Source organism: Streptomyces aurantiacus, from assembly GCF_027107535.1.
Classification (GTDB): domain Bacteria; phylum Actinomycetota; class Actinomycetes; order Streptomycetales; family Streptomycetaceae; genus Streptomyces.
The window spans coordinates 7,006,741-7,024,741 of record NZ_CP114283.1 but is presented as its reverse complement, the minus strand read 5'-3'; the positions used below and the strand labels follow the sequence as shown (position 1 = coordinate 7,024,741).

Annotated in this window: 6 protein-coding genes; all 6 read left to right on the top strand. The window is 73.2% G+C overall.

Annotation, left to right across the window (positions count from 1 at the left end; genetic code table 11):
* Positions 1-54: 54 nt before the first annotated feature.
* The 6 genes from O1Q96_RS33205 (at position 55) to O1Q96_RS33180 (ending at position 17,986) form a co-directional block, all read left to right on the top strand.
* Entirely contained in the window at positions 55-2,001 is a 1,947-nt protein-coding gene (locus O1Q96_RS33205) for a gamma-glutamyltransferase family protein (RefSeq protein ID WP_269251670.1), read from the top strand.
* A 185-nt stretch (positions 2,002-2,186) separates the two neighbouring features.
* The gene (locus O1Q96_RS33200) at positions 2,187-3,032 is read left to right on the top strand and encodes an inositol monophosphatase family protein (protein WP_269251669.1); all 846 of its coding nucleotides are present in this window, start codon (positions 2,187-2,189) and stop codon (positions 3,030-3,032) included.
* A 98-nt stretch (positions 3,033-3,130) separates the two neighbouring features.
* A complete protein-coding gene (locus O1Q96_RS33195) occupies positions 3,131-4,540 on the top strand; it encodes a phytoene desaturase family protein (protein ID WP_269251668.1) in 1,410 nt (469 codons plus the stop codon).
* Positions 4,537-5,046, top strand: a complete 510-nt coding sequence (locus tag O1Q96_RS33190; protein ID WP_269251667.1) for an O-acetyl-ADP-ribose deacetylase — start codon at positions 4,537-4,539, stop codon at positions 5,044-5,046. The genes O1Q96_RS33195 and O1Q96_RS33190 overlap by 4 nt, the downstream gene beginning before the upstream one ends.
* 337 nt (positions 5,047-5,383) lie before the next feature.
* Complete coding sequence (locus tag O1Q96_RS33185) at positions 5,384-9,319, top strand: glycoside hydrolase family 2 TIM barrel-domain containing protein (RefSeq protein WP_269251666.1); 3,936 nt, start codon at positions 5,384-5,386, stop codon at positions 9,317-9,319.
* Positions 9,320-9,445: 126 nt separating this feature from the next.
* Positions 9,446-17,986, top strand: coding sequence for a type I polyketide synthase (locus O1Q96_RS33180; RefSeq protein WP_269251665.1), 8,541 nt, complete (start codon positions 9,446-9,448; stop codon positions 17,984-17,986).
* The last annotated feature ends 15 nt before the right edge of the window (positions 17,987-18,001 follow it).

Below are 18,001 nucleotides of genomic sequence, written 5' to 3'. Positions count from 1 at the left end.
GCCGGACGCCCGGCCCGCAGTCCTCGGGCCCGCCCCGCAGCGAGGAGTTCGCCCGTGTTCACGACCCGACCCACGCTCCAGGGCACCTTCGGGATGGTGTCCTCCACGCACTGGCTCGCCTCGCAGTCGGCGATGGCCGTGCTGGAGGACGGCGGCAACGCGTTCGACGCCGCCGTGGCCGCCGGTTTCGTCCTGCACGTCGTGGAGCCGCACCTCAACGGGCCCGCCGGTGAGGTACCGGTCATCGTCGCCCCGGTGGGCGGGGAGGTACGGGTGCTGTGCGGACAGGGCGTGGCACCGGCCGGCGCCACGATCGCCCACTACCGGGCGCTGGGACTGGACCTCGTCCCCGGCACCGGGCCCCTCGCGGCCGCCGTGCCCGGCGCCTTCGACGCGTGGATGCTGCTCCTGCGCGACCACGGCACGAAGTCCCTGGCGGACGTGCTGAAGTACGCCGTCGGATACGCCGAGGACGGGCACGCGCCCGTGGAGCGCGTCGCCGAGACCGTCGAGACGGTCCGGGCGCTCTTCGAGACCGAGTGGACGTCCTCGGCCGAGGTGTACCTGCCGGGCGGCCGGCCCCCGCGGCCGGGAGAGCTGTTCCGCAATCCCGCGCTGGCCGCGACCTGGCGGCGGCTCCTCGCGGAGGCGGCTCTCGCAGGCGACGACCGGATCGCGCAGATCGAGGAGGCGCGGCGGATCTGGCGCGAGGGCTTCATCGCCGAGGCCCTGGTGCGCCAGGCGGGCCGCCCCACGACGGACACCAGCGGCGAGCGGCACACGGGCACGCTGACGGCGGCCGATCTGGCCGGCTGGTCGGCGTCGTACGAGGCCCCGGCCAGGTACGACTGGCGGGGCTGGACCCTGTGCAAGGCGGGCCCCTGGAGCCAGGGCCCGGTGTTCCTCCAGCAGCTGGCCCTGCTGCCGCCGGAGCTGCCGCGGTACGGCTCCGCCGAGTACGTGCACCTGCTGGTCGAGGGCTGCAAGCTCGCGATGGCCGACCGGGAGGCGTGGTACGGCGACGCGGGGGAGGTGCCCCTGGAGGAGCTGCTGTCGGCGCGGTACAACGCCGGGCGGCGGGCGCTGATCGGCGAGAAGGCCTCCTACGAGCTACGGCCGGGAAGCCCGGGCGGACGGCTTCCGCGGCTCAGCGAGCACGCGCGCAGGGTGGCCTCGGGAGAGACCGGGGCCGAGGAGTCCGGGGTGCCCGGAGCGGGGGAGCCGACGGTGGCGCGGGTGGGCGGCGCGGCGGGGAACCGGTATGTGGGGACGCCGTACGGCACAGGTACGGAGGGCGCGGTGGACGGGGGCCGGGCCGGCGAGGGAGGACCGGCCGCCACCGGGCGGACGGCATCTCCGGTGCCCGGTGAGCCGGACGTCTCGGCGGACGGCGGTACCAGGGGCGACACCTGCCACCTCGACATCGTCGACCGCTGGGGCAACATGGTCGCGGCCACGCCCAGCGGCGGCTGGCTGCAGTCCAACCCGGTCGTTCCCGAGCTGGGCTTCCCGCTCGGCACGCGCCTCCAGATGGCCTGGTTGGAGGAGGGCCTGCCCAACTCCCTCACGCCGGGCCGCCGTCCCCGTACGACGCTCACACCGTCGCTCGCGCTGCGGGACGGGGTTCCCGTCATGGCGTTCGGTACGCCCGGCGGTGACCAGCAGGACCAGTGGCAGCTGCACTTCTTCCTGGCCGTCGCCCTGCGCGCCGAGGTACGCGGCGGCCCGGACCTCCAGGGCGCGATCGACGCCCCGAACTGGCACAACGACAGCTTCCCCGGCTCCTTCCACCCGCGCGGGATGCGCCCCGGCAGCGTGACCGTCGAGTCCCGCACGGACCCCGGGGTCGTCGAGGAGCTGCGCCGCCGCGGCCACGACGTCCAGGTCGGCGACGCCTGGTCCGAGGGGAGGCTGTGCGCGGTGGCGAGGGATCCGCGGACCGGTGTGCTGTCGGCGGCGGCGAACCCGCGCGGGATGCAGGGGTACGCCGTCGGACGCTGACCCGTAGGGCCGGGGCGGCCCGGCCCTACGGAACCCACCGCGCAGACGTCCGCGCGGCCCGCCCGCGAAGGTCTCCCGAACCGGTGGAACGCCGCTGGGCTGCGAGCTCCCGTTGTTCATGGCGATTCCACCCGTGATGCACCCTCCCGGCGGGGATTGTCAGTGGCGCGTGCTCTCATGGAGGCATGATCGAGCACATGGAAACCATCGACGAGTTTCTCGCCCACCGCACCGCCGATGTCGAGGAGGCCGTCCGCCGGGCGGCCGCCGCCGAGATCATGCCGCGCTTCCGGCAGCTCGCGGCGCACGAGGTGGACCAGAAGAGCGGCCCGCACGACCTGGTCACGGACGCCGACCGCAAGGCCGAGGAGTATCTCACCGAGGTGCTCGTCAAGATGCTGCCCGGGTCGGTCGTGGTCGGGGAGGAAGCGGTCCACGCCAACCCGATGACATACGAGGCGCTCCAGGGCGAAGCGCCCGTCTGGATCGTCGACCCGGTCGACGGCACACGCCAGTTCGTCCACGGCGACCCCGGTTTCTGCACGCTGGTCGCGCTCGCCCGGGGCGGCGTCCTGCTGGCCTCCTGGACCTACGCCCCGGTCCGTGACCAGCTCGCCGTCGCCGTCCGGGGCCGGGGCGCCCTGCTCGACGGCGAACCGCTCCGGGCCGGCGCACCCGCCCCCGGCCGCGACCTCGAAGTCGCCACGTCCCACCCCGACTACACGACGGACGACCAGAAGCGCGCGCTGCTGGGCCTGCGCACGGAGGGTGTCAGCCCGCGGCCCTGCGGTTCGGCCGGGCTGGAGTACCTCGCCGTCGCCCGCGGCGAGCTGGACGCCACGGCGTTCTCCTGGGAGGCCGCCTGGGACCACGCGGCGGGACTCCTGCTCGTCGAGGAGGCGGGTGGCGCGCACCTGACGCTCGCGGGAGAGCCGTTCCGGATAACCGGCGGCAACACCCTTCCCTTCACGGCGGCGCGGGACGCGGCCACGGCCCGCCGGGTGGTGGGACTGCTGTCGGACGGCGCCTGATCCGGGGCGGCGCGGGGCCGGGACGGGGCCGCCGGAGGCCCGGCATATCCTGACCCCCAGTGGCCATCGGCTGACAAAGGAGTCCGAAGGTGCCGTCGATGCTCGATGCCGTCGTGGTGGGTGCGGGACCGAACGGACTGACGGCTGCCGTGGAGCTGGCCCGCCGAGGCTTCTCCGTGGCCGTCTTCGAAGCGCGCGACACCGTCGGGGGAGGCGCGCGCACCGAGGAGCTGACCCTGCCCGGCTTCCGGCACGACCCGTGTTCGGCCGCGCATCCCCTGGGCGCCGGCTCTCCCGCCTTCCGGGCGATGCCCCTCGGACGGTACGGCCTGGAATGGCTCCAGCCCGAACTGCCCATGGCCCATCCCTTCCTGGACGGCACGGCGGCCGTGCTGTCGCGGTCCGTGGCCGAGACGGCGGCCTCGTTCGGACCGCGCGACGCGGGCACGTACCGCAGGCTCGTCGAGCCCTTCCTCCCGCAATGGGACACGCTCGTACGGGACTTCATGTCCCTGCCGCTCAGCGCGCTGCCGCGCGACCCGGTCACCCTCGCCCGCTTCGGCCTGGTCGGACTGCCGCCCTCGACCTGGCTGATGCGCAGGTTCCGCGACGAGCGGGCCAAAGCGCTGTTCGCCGGGCTCGTCGCGCACGTCATGTCCCCGCTCGACGGCCTCGCCACCGGCGCCGTCGGCCTCGTCTTCGCGCTGGCCGCGCACGCCCGGGGCTGGCCCGTCGCCCGCGGCGGATCCCAGGCGATCTCCGACGCGCTCGCCGCGTACCTCAAGGACCTGGGCGGCACCGTCCACACCGACTACGAGGTCAAGCGCCTCGACGACCTGCCTCCCGCGCGCGCGTACGTCTTCGACACCTCGCCCACCGCGCTGAGCCGGATCGCGGGCTTCGGGCGCTACTACGAGAGGTACCGGTACGGGGCGGGCGTCTTCAAGATCGACTACGCCCTCGACGGGCCGGTGCCGTGGACCGCGAAGGAGCCCCGCACGGCCGGCACGGTGCAGGTCGGCGCGGACAGCGCCGAGATCCGGGGTGCCCTGCGCGCGGCCTCCCGCGAGGGCCGGGCCCCGGACGCGCCGTTCCTGATCACCGTGCAGCCCAGTGTCGTCGACCCGTCCCGGGCGCCGGACGGCAAGCACGTGTTCTGGGCGTACGGCCATGTCCCGAGCGGCTGGAACGGCGACCTCACGGACGTGATCGAGCGCCAGCTGGAGCGGTTCGCGCCCGGCTTCCGCGACCGCGTCCTCGCCCGGGCCACGGCGGGCCCGCCCGAACTCGCCGCCCGCAACGCCAACTACGTGGGCGGTGACATCGGCTGCGGCGCCGCCTCCGGCCTGCAGCTTCTGCTGCGCCCCAAGCTGTCGCTGTTCCCGTACGGCACCCCGCACCCGGCGATCTACATCTGCTCCTCGGCCACGCCGCCCGGCCCGGGCGTGCACGGCATGTCCGGGCACAACGCCGCCAAGGCCGTGTGGAAGCGGCTGCGCCAGACATGACCGCCGTCGAACTCGTCCTGGGCGACATCACGCGGCAGAGCGTGGACGCGATCGTCAACGCCGCGAACTCCTCCCTGCTCGGCGGCGGAGGTGTGGACGGCGCCATCCACCGGCGCGGCGGCCCCGAGATCCTCGCCGAGTGCCGCAGGCTCCGCGCCGCTCAGTACGGCAAGGGCCTGCGGACGGGCCAGGCAGTCGCCACCACCGCCGGAAGGCTGGACGCTCGCTGGGTGATCCACACGGTCGGTCCCGTGTTCAGCCGGAGCGAGGACCGCTCCGGGCTGCTGGCCTCCTGCTACCGGGAGTCGCTGCGTGTCGCCGGTGAACTGGGCGCGCGGACCGTCGCGTTCCCGGCCGTCTCCGCGGGCATCTACGGATGGCCGATGGACGACGCCGCCCGTATCGCGGTCCGGACGGTGCGGGACACGGAGACGGCGGTGGCCGAGGTCAGGTTCGTCCTCTTCGACGAGCAGGCGTACGAGGCGTTCGCCGCGCAGGTGCGCTGACCGGACGGGGAGAGCCTCGCGGGAGAGGACCGGGGCGGGTGCCCCGTGTCTCGCGCTCCGGATGTCCTGCACCCTCGCGCCGGATGCCCCGCACCCCACCGCTTCTGGTACCCCGCACCCACCGGTCCTCAGGAACACACAAAGTCCGACAGGGATCTTGCTCCGATTGTGTTCGGGTCTTAGGGTTTTCCGTGGCTCACCAGGTGCCTTTGTCCTCAGCAGTCGCATTCTGACCTGACATCAACTCCCGTATGTCAACTGCTTCGACCAGTCTCGACAAGACCTGACGCTCCCTCAGTTCGTGCACCCCGCTGTCGTACCGAGGAAGGCCACAGCCATGCCGCACCCGCACATGTCTCCTGTCAGCCGCCGTCGACTTCTCGAGGGAGGGGCCGCCGCTCTCGGCGTGCTCGCCCTGCCCGCCTCGGCCTCCGCCACCCATGCGACCTCCACCACCCACGCGGCCGGCCGGCCCGGCGCGGCGGACGGCTCCCCGGAGTGGAACGGCGTCATCGACCTCTTCGAGGTGGGGACCGAGCCCCCGCACACCACGCTCACGCCGTACGCGAACGTCGATCAGGCGCTGGCAGGAGACCGCACGCGCTCGCCGTACCGGATGAGCCTGGACGGGAAGTGGAAGTTCGCCTACGTCGACCGCCCCGACGACCGGGACACCGACTTCCACCGAACCGACCTCGACGACAGCTCCTGGGACACCGTCCCCGTCCCCTCCGCCTGGCAGCTGCACGGCTACGACTTCCCGATCTACATCAACATCACGTACCCCTACTGGGGTCCCAACGGCCTGGGCGAGGAGCCGCAGCCGCCGGCCGCCCCGACCCGCTACAACCCCGTGGGCCAGTACAGACGGACCTTCACCGTCCCCGAGGGGTGGTCGGGGCGGCGGACGTTCCTGCACTTCGAAGGAGTCAAGTCCGCCCACTACGTGTGGATCAACGGCGAGCTGGTGGGCTACAGCGAGGACTCGTACGTCCCCGCCGAGTACGACATCACCCCGCACCTCAAGCGCGGCACCAACCAGATCGCGGTGGAGGTGTACCGCTACTCCGACGGCGACTGGCTGGAGGACCAGGACATGATCCGGCTGAGCGGCATCTTCCGCTCGGTCCACCTGTACTCCACCCCGGCCGTGCACCTGCGCGACTTCAAGCTGGACACCCCGCTGAGCGACGGCTACAAGGCCGCCGAGCTGTCGGTCACCGCGAGCGTGCGCGACTACGGCCGCAAGGTCGGTGACGGCAAGGGCGGCGGGAAGTACTCCGTCGAGACCCAGCTCTACGACGCGCGCGGGCACGCCGTCTGGCCGCGACCGCTGCACCAGGCCGTCGACCTCGGCTCCGCCCCGGCCGGCGAGGACGTGACCGTACAGGCCGCCCGCGCCGTGCCCGCGCCGAAACTGTGGTCGGCCGAGGACCCGTACCTCTACACGGCCGTGCTGCGGCTGCGGGACCCGGCGGGCAAGGTCGTCGAGACGCTCTCGCACCGGGTCGGCCTGCGCGAGTTCGCGCTCAAGGACGGGCTGATGCGCATCAACGGCCAACCCGTGTCCTTCCGCGGCACCAACCGCCACGAGATGCACCCCGACCGAGGCACCGCGCTCACCCGCGCGGACATGATCCGGGACATCGAGATCGTCAAACGGACGAACATCAACACCGTCCGCACCTCGCACTACCCCAACAACACGCTCTGGTACGAGCTCGCCGACGAGTACGGCCTGTACCTCGTGGACGAGACCAACCTCGAAACCCACGGCATCCGCGACGAGTACCCGGGCGACCATCCCGACTGGAGCAGAGCGTGCGTGGCCAGGGCCCGGAACATGGTCCACCGCGACAAGAACCACGCCTCCGTCGTCATCTGGTCGCTCGGCAACGAGGCCGGCGGCGGCAGCACGTTCGTCGCCATGCGCGACTGGATCCGCTCGTACGACCCGACCCGCGTCATCCAGTACGAGGGCGACGACCGGCCGGAGATCAGCGACATCCGCTCCGAGATGTACGAGAGCCCGGCGCGCGTCGAGGCCCGCGCCAAGGACACCTCGGACACCCGGCCGTACGTCATGATCGAGTACTCCCACGCGATGGGGAACTCGACCGGCAACTTCAAGAAGTACTGGGACGTCATCCGCCGCCACGACGTGCTGCAGGGCGGATGGATCTGGGACTTCGTCGACCAGTCCCTCAGCTGGCCGACCCCGACGCGCGACGTGTTCACCGAGGCCGGGCCCGGCTCGGTGCGCGGGGAGATCCAGGCCGGCAGCGCGACCTTCGACCGGGCGAAGGGCGTGTCCGGCAGCACCGTCTTCGCCCGCCACCCCGGTCTCGACATCACCGGCTCCCTGACACTGGAGGCCTGGGTCACCCCGCACGTGACCGGCTACCACCAGCCGCTCATCGCCAAGGGCGACACCCAGTACGCCCTCAAGCAGACGAACAGAACCCTGGAGTTCTTCATCCACGGCGGCGGCCAGTGGATCACCGCGAGCTGGGCGCTCCCCGACGACTGGACCGGCAAGGAGCACCACGTCGCGGGCGTCTTCGACGCGGAGGCGGGCACGCTGACCCTTCACGTCGACGGCATGGTCAGGGCCACCCGGACCACCACCCGGCGGCCGGACAACAACACCGCGCCGCTGTCGCTCGCCACCGACGTCGACAACCCGACCCGGGAGTTCAGCGGCACGATCCGGCGCGCGCGCGTCTACGCCCGCGCCCTGACCGGCGCCGAACTCGCGGCGGGCGGACGCGGCCCCGGCGACGAGGGAGTGCGGTTCTGGTTCGACGCCGCCACCGTGAAGGTCACCGAGAAACGCCCGAAGGAGCGCACGTTCTTCGCGTACGGTGGCGACTGGGGCGACCACCCCAACGACGGTGCCTTCGTCGCGGACGGCATCGTCACCGCCGACCGCGGCCACACCGGCAAGGCCGCGGAGGTCAAACAGGTCTACCAGGCGATCACCGCCGCACCGGCGTCCGGCCACTCCCTCACCGTCGGCGCCGCGATCACCCTCACCAACGAAAACCTGTTCACCAACCTCCGTGAGTTCGACGGCAGTTGGACGCTCGTCGCCGACGGTGAGATCGTCCGGCGCGGAAAGCTGAGCCGCGCCCAACTGGACGTTCCGCCGCTCAGCAGCAAGGACATCACCGTGACCTTCAGGCCGCCGGCCCGCCCGGCGCCCGGCACGGAGTACTTCCTGCAGCTGTCCTTCACCACCAAGGAACGCACCAAGTGGGCGAAGGCAGGCTTCGAGGTCGCCAGGCAGCAGCTCACGGTCGACGCAGGCAGTCCGGACGTACGGCCGGTGCCACTGGAGCGCGTGCCGGCGCTGCGCCACCAGGACGGCGAACGGTCCGTCACCGTGAAGGGCAAGGGCTTCTCCGTCACCGTCGACAAGAACACCGGCGTCATCACCTCGTACGAGGCCCGGGGCACCCGGCTGATCACCTCCGGGCCCGTACCCAACTTCTGGCGCGCGCCGACCGACAACGACCGGGGCAACGGCCAGCACCTGCGCAACCAGACCTGGCGTGACGCCGGGGCCCGGCGGAAGGTCACGGACGTGAGCGTGCGCGCCCAGCGGGACCGGGCCGTCGAGATCAAGGTCGGCGGGACCCTGCCCACCACCACCGAGTCGACGTACACCACCACCTACACGGTGTTCGGCAACGGGGAGATCAGGGTCGACAACACCCTGCACCCGGGCGCGGCCGGCCTGCCCTACATCCCGGAGGTCGGCACCCTGCTGTTCCTGCCGGGCCGCCTGGAGCGCCTGCACTACTACGGCCGCGGCCCCGAGGAGAACCACTGGGACCGCAACAACGGCACCGACGTGGGCCTCTACTCCGGGACCGTCTCCGAGCAGTGGACGCGCTACATCCGCCCGCAGGAGAACGGCAACAAGACCGACGTCCGCTGGGCCGCCCTGACCGACCGCGGCGGCGCGGGGCTGCTCGTCTCCGGCGAACCCCTCCTGGAGGTCAACGCTTCGCACTTCACCCCCGAGGACCTGTCGGTCGGGACGCGCCACGACTACCAGCTGACCCCGCGGGACGAGGTCGTACTCCGCCTGAACCACCGGCAGATGGGCGTGGGCGGCGACAACAGCTGGGGCGCGCACACCCACGACGAGTACAAACTCTTCGCCAACAGGGACTACTCGTACACCTACCGTCTGCGTCCCCTGACCGACGTCGGCAGGGCGACGGAGGCCTCCCGGCGGCCCACCGCGGGGGAGTTCACCGCCTAGGGCACGCCCGCCGGGCGGCGACACGCCCACCGTCCGGGCCCCGCGTCTTTCGATCTTGCGTTCGGTGCGACGTAGGCTCGCCCCCGTCGGGGGACGACAGCGCGGGGACCGTACGGGTGGGGGGACATGGTGCACGACGAACTGATCCGGCCGCTGCCGGAGTTGCTGAAGCGACATGCCGAAGCGGCGGCGGACCGGATCGCGTTCTCGGACTCCGCGCGAGGCGTGACCTACGCCGAACTGGAGCGCCGCACAGGCAGGCTGGCCGGACATCTGGCCGGTGCGGGGCTCCTGCGGGGCGAACGGGTCGCCGTCCTCCTCGGCAACTGCGTCGAGCTGGTGGAGAGTTGCCTCGCGATCACCCGGGCGAGCGGGACAGGTGTACTGCTGAACCCCCGCTCGTCCGACGCCGAGCTCACCCACCTGCTCACGGACAGCGGCGCTTCGGCGGTCATCACGGACCAGGCCCACGCCGACCAACTGGCCCGGCCCGGCGCCGCATTCAGTCATCTGCGGGTGATGTTCACCGGGCCCGGTCCGGTACCGGTGGACGCGCCCGCCGGAACCGTACTCTTCGACGCCGCCGTCGAGGGCGCGGTCGAGGGCGTGGACGTGCGACCGGCTCGCGACGACCTCGGACTCGACGAGCCGGCCTGGCTGCTCTACACCTCCGGAACCACCCACCGGCCCAAGGGGGTTGTGTCCACGCAGCGCGCCGCACTCTGGTCGGTGCAGGCCTGCTATGCGCCGATCTTCGGGCTGTCGGCGGGGGACAGGCTGCTGTGGCCGCTCCCGCTGTTCCACAGTTTCGGGCACTCGCTCGCCGTGCTGGGCGTCGTCGCCACCGGGGCGAGCGCACACATCACCGGCGAACTCCTCCCGTCCGGTGGGCTGTTGCGCGTACTGGACGAGGCGTACGAACAGCCGGAAGGGCCGTTAACGATGCTGGCCGGTGTCCCCGCCACCTACCACCGGCTGGTGGCGGCGGCGGGCGAGACCGCCCGTTCCCCGCGGTCCGGGCCGCGGCGGTGCGTGGTCGCGGGCGCGCCGAGTCCGCCCTCGTTGCGCCGGGCCGTCGAGGAGGTGCTCGGAGCGCCCCTGCTGGACGCGTACGGCTCCACCGAGACCTGCGGCATGATCGCCGTGAACCGGCCGGGCGGGCCACGGGCGGACGGTTCGTGCGGAACGCCGGTGCCCGGGGTGGACGTACGGCTGGTCGACCCGCACTCCGGGCACGACGTCCCCGACGGCGACGAGGGCGAGGTGTGGGTCCGCGGGCCGGGGCTCATGACCGGCTACCACAACCAGCCCGAGGCGACCGCGGCCGCGCTGAAGGACGGCTGGTACCGCACGGGAGACCTGGCCCGGCGGGCCGAGCACGGCCTGCTCACCCTCACCGGCCGGGTCAGCGAACTGATCATCAGGGGCGGCGAGAACATCCACCCCACGGAGATCGAACAGGCCCTGCTGAGCTGCCCCGGAGTGGCCGACGCCGTCGTGGTGGGTGCCCCGCACGACATCCTCGGCGAGATCCCGGTGGCCTTCGTGGTGCCCGGGCCCGGCGGACTCGACCCGCGCCGCGTCCTGCGGACCTGCCGCACGCTCCTGTCCGACCACAAGGTCCCCGCGGAGATCCACGAGATCGCCGCGGTGCCCCGTACGCCCTCCGGGAAGATCGTCCGGCACGCCGTCGTGACGGGCCTGGCCCGGCCGGCGCCCGACCTCCGTTTCACGCGCTGGACGCCCGGCGCGGCCGACCCCGCCAGGGCGTCCGTGACCCCTGCCATGCCGTCGATGGCCACTGGTGCGGCGGCTTCTGACGCGGCGGTCTCCGGTGCGGCGGGCTCCGACATGGCGGGCCGCGGTCCCACGGGGGCCCACGCGCTGCGTGAGCGGCTGGCCTCCCTCCCGCCGGAGGAGAGCGAGCGCCTGCTCCGGGAGACCGTGCTGTCCGTGACCGCGGAGGCCGGCGGAGACCGGCCGTACGAACGGCGTGACGCGGACCGCCCCTTCACCGACCTGGGACTCACCTCCCTCGGTGCCGTCACGCTGATCGAGCGGCTGAGCGAGGCCACCGGACTGAGGCTGCCGACGACCCTCGTCTTCGACCACCCCACTCCCGCCGACGTGGCCCGCCACCTGCGGAGCGCACTCCTCGCCGTCGAGCACGGAGGCCCGCCCGCCCCCGACGGCCGGCGCGCCGAGGCCGGACGCACAGCAGGGACCGGACGGGCCGACGAGGAGGACGACCCGGTGGTCGTGGTCTCGATGGCCTGCCGCTACCCCGGAGACGTCCAGTCCCCCGAGGACCTGTGGCGGCTGGTCTCCGAAGGCCGGGACGCCGTCTCTGACTTCCCGGCCGACCGGGGCTGGGACCTGGACGCCCTGTACGACCCGGATCCGGACCACCTGGGCACGTCGTACGCCCGCAGCGGTGGATTCCTGCACGGGGCGGCCGAGTTCGACGCGGGCCTGTTCGGTATCTCGCCGCGCGAGGCGCTGGCCATGGACCCGCAGCAGCGCCTGTTGCTGGAGACCTCCTGGGAGGTCTGGGAGCGCGCAGGCATCGATCCGGCGTCCCTGCGCGACAGCGACACGGGCGTGTTCGTCGGGGTGATGTACGCCGACTACGCGGACCGATTCGGCACCGGGCCCCACGAGTTGGAGGCGCACCTCGGCCTCGGCTCGGCCGGCAGCGTGGCGTCCGGCCGGATCGCGTACACGTACGGGCTTCGCGGTCCGGCCATCACCGTCGACACCGCGTGCTCGTCCTCACTGGTGTCGCTGCACTGGGCGGCGCGGGCGCTGCGCGCGGGCGAGTGCTCGATGGCCGTTGCCGGTGGCGTCACCGTGATGGCGACCCCACGGTCGTTCACCATGTTCAGCAGACAACGCGGTCTGTCGCCCGACGGCCGCTGCAAGTCGTTCTCGGCGTCGGCGGACGGCACCGGCTGGGGGGAGGGAGCGGGGCTCGTCCTCCTCGAGCGGCTGTCCGACGCCCGGCGCAACGGCCACCCGGTGCTCGCGGTCCTGCGCGGTTCCGCGGTCAACTCCGACGGGGCCTCCAACGGACTCACCGCGCCCAACGGCCAGGCTCAACAGCGCCTCATCGAAGGGGCGTTGGCGGATGCGGGCCTTCGCGGCAGCGACGTCGACGCGGTGGAGGGGCACGGGACCGGCACCATGCTGGGCGACCCGATCGAGGCGACCGCCCTGCTGGCCACGTACGGACAGGGGCGGCCCCCGGAGAGGCAGCCGCTCTGGCTGGGCTCGGTGAAGTCCAACCTCGGGCACACCCAGGCGGCCGCGGGAGTCGCCGGTGTCATCAAGATGGTGCAGGCCATGCGGCACGGGCGACTGCCCGCGACGCTGCACGCCGACACACCGTCACCCCACGTGGGATGGTCCTCCGGCCGGGTGGAACTGCTGACCGAGGCCCGGCCCTGGCCGTCGTCGGACCGACCGCGCCGGGCGGGCGTGTCGGCGTTCGGCATCGGCGGGACCAACGCCCACGTGATCCTGGAAGAGGCTCCCGCCCACCCGACGCACCCCCGGCCGACCGTGGACACGGAGCTGCCCTGGCTGCTCTCCGGAGCCGACGAGCCCGCCCTGCGTGCCCAGGCCCGACGGCTGGCGGCCCGGATCACGGGCCGGCCCGGCCTCTCGCCCGCGGACTCGGCCGACATCGCCTTCTCGCTCGCCGTGACGAGGCCGGCCCTCACGCACCGCGCTTCGGTGCCGGCCGGTGAACACGTACTGCCCGCGCTCCGGGCGCTCGCCCGGGGCGACCATGCCGGGGACACTGTGACGGGCCTCGCCGACACCGGCCTCCGCACGGCGTTCCTGTTCGCGGGTCAGGGCGCCCAACGCCTGGGCATGGGCGCGGACTTGAGTACCGCCCACCCGGCATTCGCCGCCGCCTTCGACGACGTGTGCCAGGCGCTCGACAGCCGCTTCGAACGTCCGTTGCGGTCCGTGGTGTTCGCGCGGGACGGCTCACCCGAAGCCGCGCTGCTCGACCGCACCGACTTCACACAGGCCGCGTTGTTCGCCTTCGAGGTCGCGCTGTTCCGGCTGCTCGAATCCTGGGGCGTACGGCCCCACTTCCTGGCCGGACACTCCGTCGGGGAGCTGGCGGCGGCACACGTCGTCGGGGTGCTGGACCTGCCCGACGCGGCCGAACTGGTCGCTGCCCGCGGCCGGTTGATGCAGGCCCTGCCGGACGGTGGCGCGATGGTCGCGCTGCCCGCGGCCGAAGCCGAGGCGGCCGCCGTGCTGGCCGACCTGGGTGTCCTGGACCGGGTCGCCATCGCCTCGGTGAACGGGCCGCGGTCCGTGGTGGTGTCCGGCGCCCGGGACGCCGTCCTCGCCGTCGCGGACACGTTCGCGGCACGCGGACTCAGGCCCGTGCGGCTGCGGGTGAGCCATGCCTTCCACTCGCCGCTGGTCGAACCGATGCTGGACGAATTCCACCGCGTCGCAAGCGGGTTGACGTACCGGACACCTCACCTCCCGGTGATCTCGACCGTGTCGGGCCGACCGGCCGACCCGGCGGCCGGGGAACTCTGCTCTGCCGAGTACTGGGTACGGCACGCCCGGCAGCCGGTGCGCTTCGCGGACGCCGTGCGGTGGCTGCGGGAGAAGGAGGACACCGGGGCCTTCCTGGAACTCGGCCCCGGACCCGTACTCACCGCCGCGGCGGCGGACGTCCTGTCGCTGTCGCCCGGCGCCGACGGCGGGTCCGCCGAGTGCGTCGCGGCCGTCGAGCGGGCGTCGGCCGCGGCCGGCCCACGGGAATCCGCGTCACTGCTCCGAGCCGTGGCCCGGCTGCATGTACGCGGTGCCGCCGTCGACTGGGCCGCGGCGCTCGCGGACACCGGGGCGCGGCGCGTCGATCTGCCCACGTACGCCTTCCAGCGTCGTCGGTACTGGCTGGACGCGACCCGCAAGGACACCAGGGCCTCGGCCGACGCGCAGGGGCATCCGCTGCTCGGCCCGGCGTTCACGGTGCCGGACACGGACCGGACGGTGCTGTCCGGGCGGCTCTCCACGGACGCACAGCCCTGGCTCGGCGACCATGTGATCGCCGGGAGGGTACTGGTCCCCGCGACGGCCCTCGTGGAGATGGCCGTCCACGCCGGTGACGAGGTCGGCTGCGGCCTCCTGGACGAACTGGTCGTCGTGGCACCGCTCGTGCTGTCCGGCAGCACCGGAGCACGGGTCCAGGTCGTCGTCGGGCCGGGGAGCGACTCCGGCAGGCGGTCCGTCGACATCTACGCCCGACCCGACGATATGACGGGGGAGCAAGCGACGGAGGAGGAGACGGAAGGGGCGGAAGAGTCGGCGGAGCCGGGCGGGTCGAAGACGGGCTGGACCCGGCACGCGACGGGAGCCCTCAGCGCACCGCCCCCGGCGGCGGACGCACCGGAGAGCGACCTGAGCGTGTGGCCGCCCGAAGGAGCGGTCGAAGTAGAACTCACCGACGCGTACGAGACGTTGGCCGACGCCGACATCAGTTACGGGCCCGCCTTCCAGGGCGCCGATGCCCTCTGGCGGAGGGGAACGGAACTCTTCGCCGAGGTCGCACTCCCGGAGGGACAGGTCCCGGGCGCCGCACGTTTCGGCATTCATCCGGCACTGCTGGACGCGGCCGTGCACATCGGGCTCCTCGCCGAGCCCGCGCCCGAGCCCGGTGCCCGTTCCGTACGGTTGCCGTTCGCGTGGAGCGGTGTGCGGCTGTACGCCCAAGGGGCAACCGCGACGAGGGTGCGGCTGACGCCGACGGGACCGGGAGCTGTCACGGTGACGCTCGCCGACACGGCGGGGCGTCCGGTGGCCGTGGTCGAGTCGCTGGTCACCCGGGAACTCCCGGCCGGAAGGCCGGACACCGCCGACGAAGTGGTGCGGCGCGCCCTGCTGCGGCTCGACTGGAACCCGGTCACCGTGCCCGTCGACCCGCCCGACGATCCGGACAGCGAGGGCTGGACGGTACTCGGCCCGGACGAACTGGACCTCCGCGCGTACATCCCGGCAGTGAGCAACCGGCTCACGCCCGCCGTCGTGGTCCTCACGGCCGTCACCCCCGCGGACGAACCCGATCCGGTGGCGGCCGCGCACCGACTGACCGGCAGGGTCCTGGAGGCACTGCAGAACTGGCAGCGCGAGCAGGGCACGGCGCCGTCACGGCTGCTCGTGGTCACGCGGGAGGCCACCGCCCCGGTCCCGGACCTCGCGGGCGCCGCCGTGTGGGGACTGGTGCGTGCGGCCCAGTCGGAGATGCCCGGCCGCGTCGTCCTGGCCGACGTGGACGGGCGGCCCGAGTCGCTGCGGCTGCTCCCCGCGGCGACGGCCTCCGGCGAACCCCAAGTGGCCATCCGGAAGGGACGGTTGACGGTACCCCGACTGGCCAGGGCCATCGCGAAACCGCACGGGAGAGGCACGTTCGGTCAGGACGGCACCGTACTCATCACCGGAGGCACGGGCGCGCTGGGCGCCGAACTGGCCCGGCATCTGGTCACCGAGCACGGCGTACGGGACCTGCTGCTCACCGGACGACGGGGCCCGCAGGCACCGGGCGCCGAGCAACTACGCGCTCAGCTGGGAGAGTTGGGTGCCGATGTGCGTGTTGTCGCGTGCGACGCGGCGGACCGTCCAGCGCTGGCCGCGCTGATCGCACACTGCGAGCCCCCCTTGAGCGCCGTGGTGCACGCGGCAGGGGTGCTCGACGACGGCGTACTCGACTCGCTGACCCCGGACAGGATGGCGGCGGTGCTGCGGCCGAAGGTGGACGCGGCCTGGCACCTTCACGAGCTGACCCGCGAGCTGGATCTCTCGGCGTTCGTCCTGTTCTCCTCGGCGTCGGGACTGCTCGGCCGGCCCGGCCAGGGCAACTACGCGGCGGCGAACACCTTCCTGGACGCGCTCGCCCACCACCGCACCTCCCTCGGCCTGCCCGCGGTCTCCCTGGCGTGGGGGCTGTGGGAGCACGGCGACGGGATGGCGGCCCGGCTCCGCGAGGCCGGACCGAAACGGCCGGGCGCGCAGGCCCCCGACCTGGTGCGGGCGCTCTCCCCGGCACAGGGCATGGCCCTGTTCGACGCGGCGCTGCGCACCGGCGAGCCCTTGCTGGCGCCGCTCCTCCTCGACCGGGCCGCTCTGCGGTCCGGCGACGGGCTCGTCCCCCCGCTGCTGCGGCAGTTGGTGCGCGGAGGCCGCCCGGCCGCCGGATCCGGAGCCGGAACCCGGGCACGAGCGCGGGAGGCGGCGGAGCAGGGAGCCTGGCGCGACCTGATGGCCGAACTGCCCGACGAGGAACGGGAGTCCGCGCTCGCGAAGCTGGTGCGTGGATCGGTGGCCGTGGCCCTCGGATACCCCGACGGCGACGCGCTCCCGGCCGGGAAGCCCCTCGCCGACCTGGGCTTCGACTCCCTGATGGCGGTCCAGCTCCGCAACGCTCTGACCACGGCCACGGGGTTGTGGCTGCCCGCGTCGGTGGTGTTCGAGCACCCCACGACGCACGCGCTCGCCCGGCATCTGCTCGACCTGCTCACCGCCGACGTGGCCGAGGGCGAGGGCGAGGGCGACGGGGACGGGGACGGCCACGGCCTTGGCACAACCACCGCCACCGCCACTGTCGCCGAGACCGCTGCCGTCACCGGCCGCGGCGACGGCACGGGCGAAGCCGGGTCCCGGACGCAGACCCCGATGACGGCCCAGGCCCAGGGTCAGTCACTGGCGCAGGCGCAGGCGCAGGCGCAGGCGCAGGCGCAGGCACCGGCAACGCCTCGCGGTCACGAGGCCTCCGTGCGGCCCCCGCAGACGCTCGCCGCGCTCTACCGCGCGCTCTGCGCGAAGGGCGAGGTGGCCGCCGGCATGCACATGCTGGTCTCCGCCTCCCTGGCCCTCCCGACGTTCACGGCGGCGGAGAGCCGGGCCCACGCCCTGCCCCCGGTCCGCCGGGCCGAGGGCCCCCGCGACCGGCCGGTGGTCGTCTTCCTCGCCGGGCACCATCCGCCCTTCCCGGTCCCCGGCGGGGAGTTCGCCGGCTTCCACCGCTGTCTCGACGGTGAGCTGGACGTCCTGGAGCTGCCGCACCCGGGCCTCGGCGCGGGCGGAGCAGTCCCGGCCGACCGGGAAGCACTGGCCCGCACGCACGCAGAGACCGTGCTGCGGCAGGTCGGCGATCGGCCCTTCGCGCTCGTCGGGGCGTCCACGGGCGGCGCCCTCGCCCACGCGGTGACCCGGCAGCTCGAAGCGCTCGGGACGCCACCGGCGGGCCAGATCCTGCTGGACACCTACCTGATCGACGACTCCAACAGCCGCAAGGACTGGCTGCTGGCCCTGCCCGCCGCCGTCGCGCCCCGCCTGTACGAGGACACCGGTGCCGCGGCCATGGGGGCGTACACCCGGATCTTCATGGACTGGCACCCGGAACCGGTCGACACCCCCACCCTGCTGATACGCGCCACCCGGCCCACCCCTCGGATGGCGGCGGACCCCGACGCCGACGACTGGCGCACCTCCTGGCCGCTGCCGCACGAGCTCGTGGACGTGCCGGGCGACCACCTGACACTGCTTCAGGAGCACGCCGGCACGACGGCATCCGCAGTCCGTGCCTGGATCGAATCCCTGAGCCGCGCGGATCATGGTGAGCCGGGCGGATCATGATCGGTGAGTCGGTGA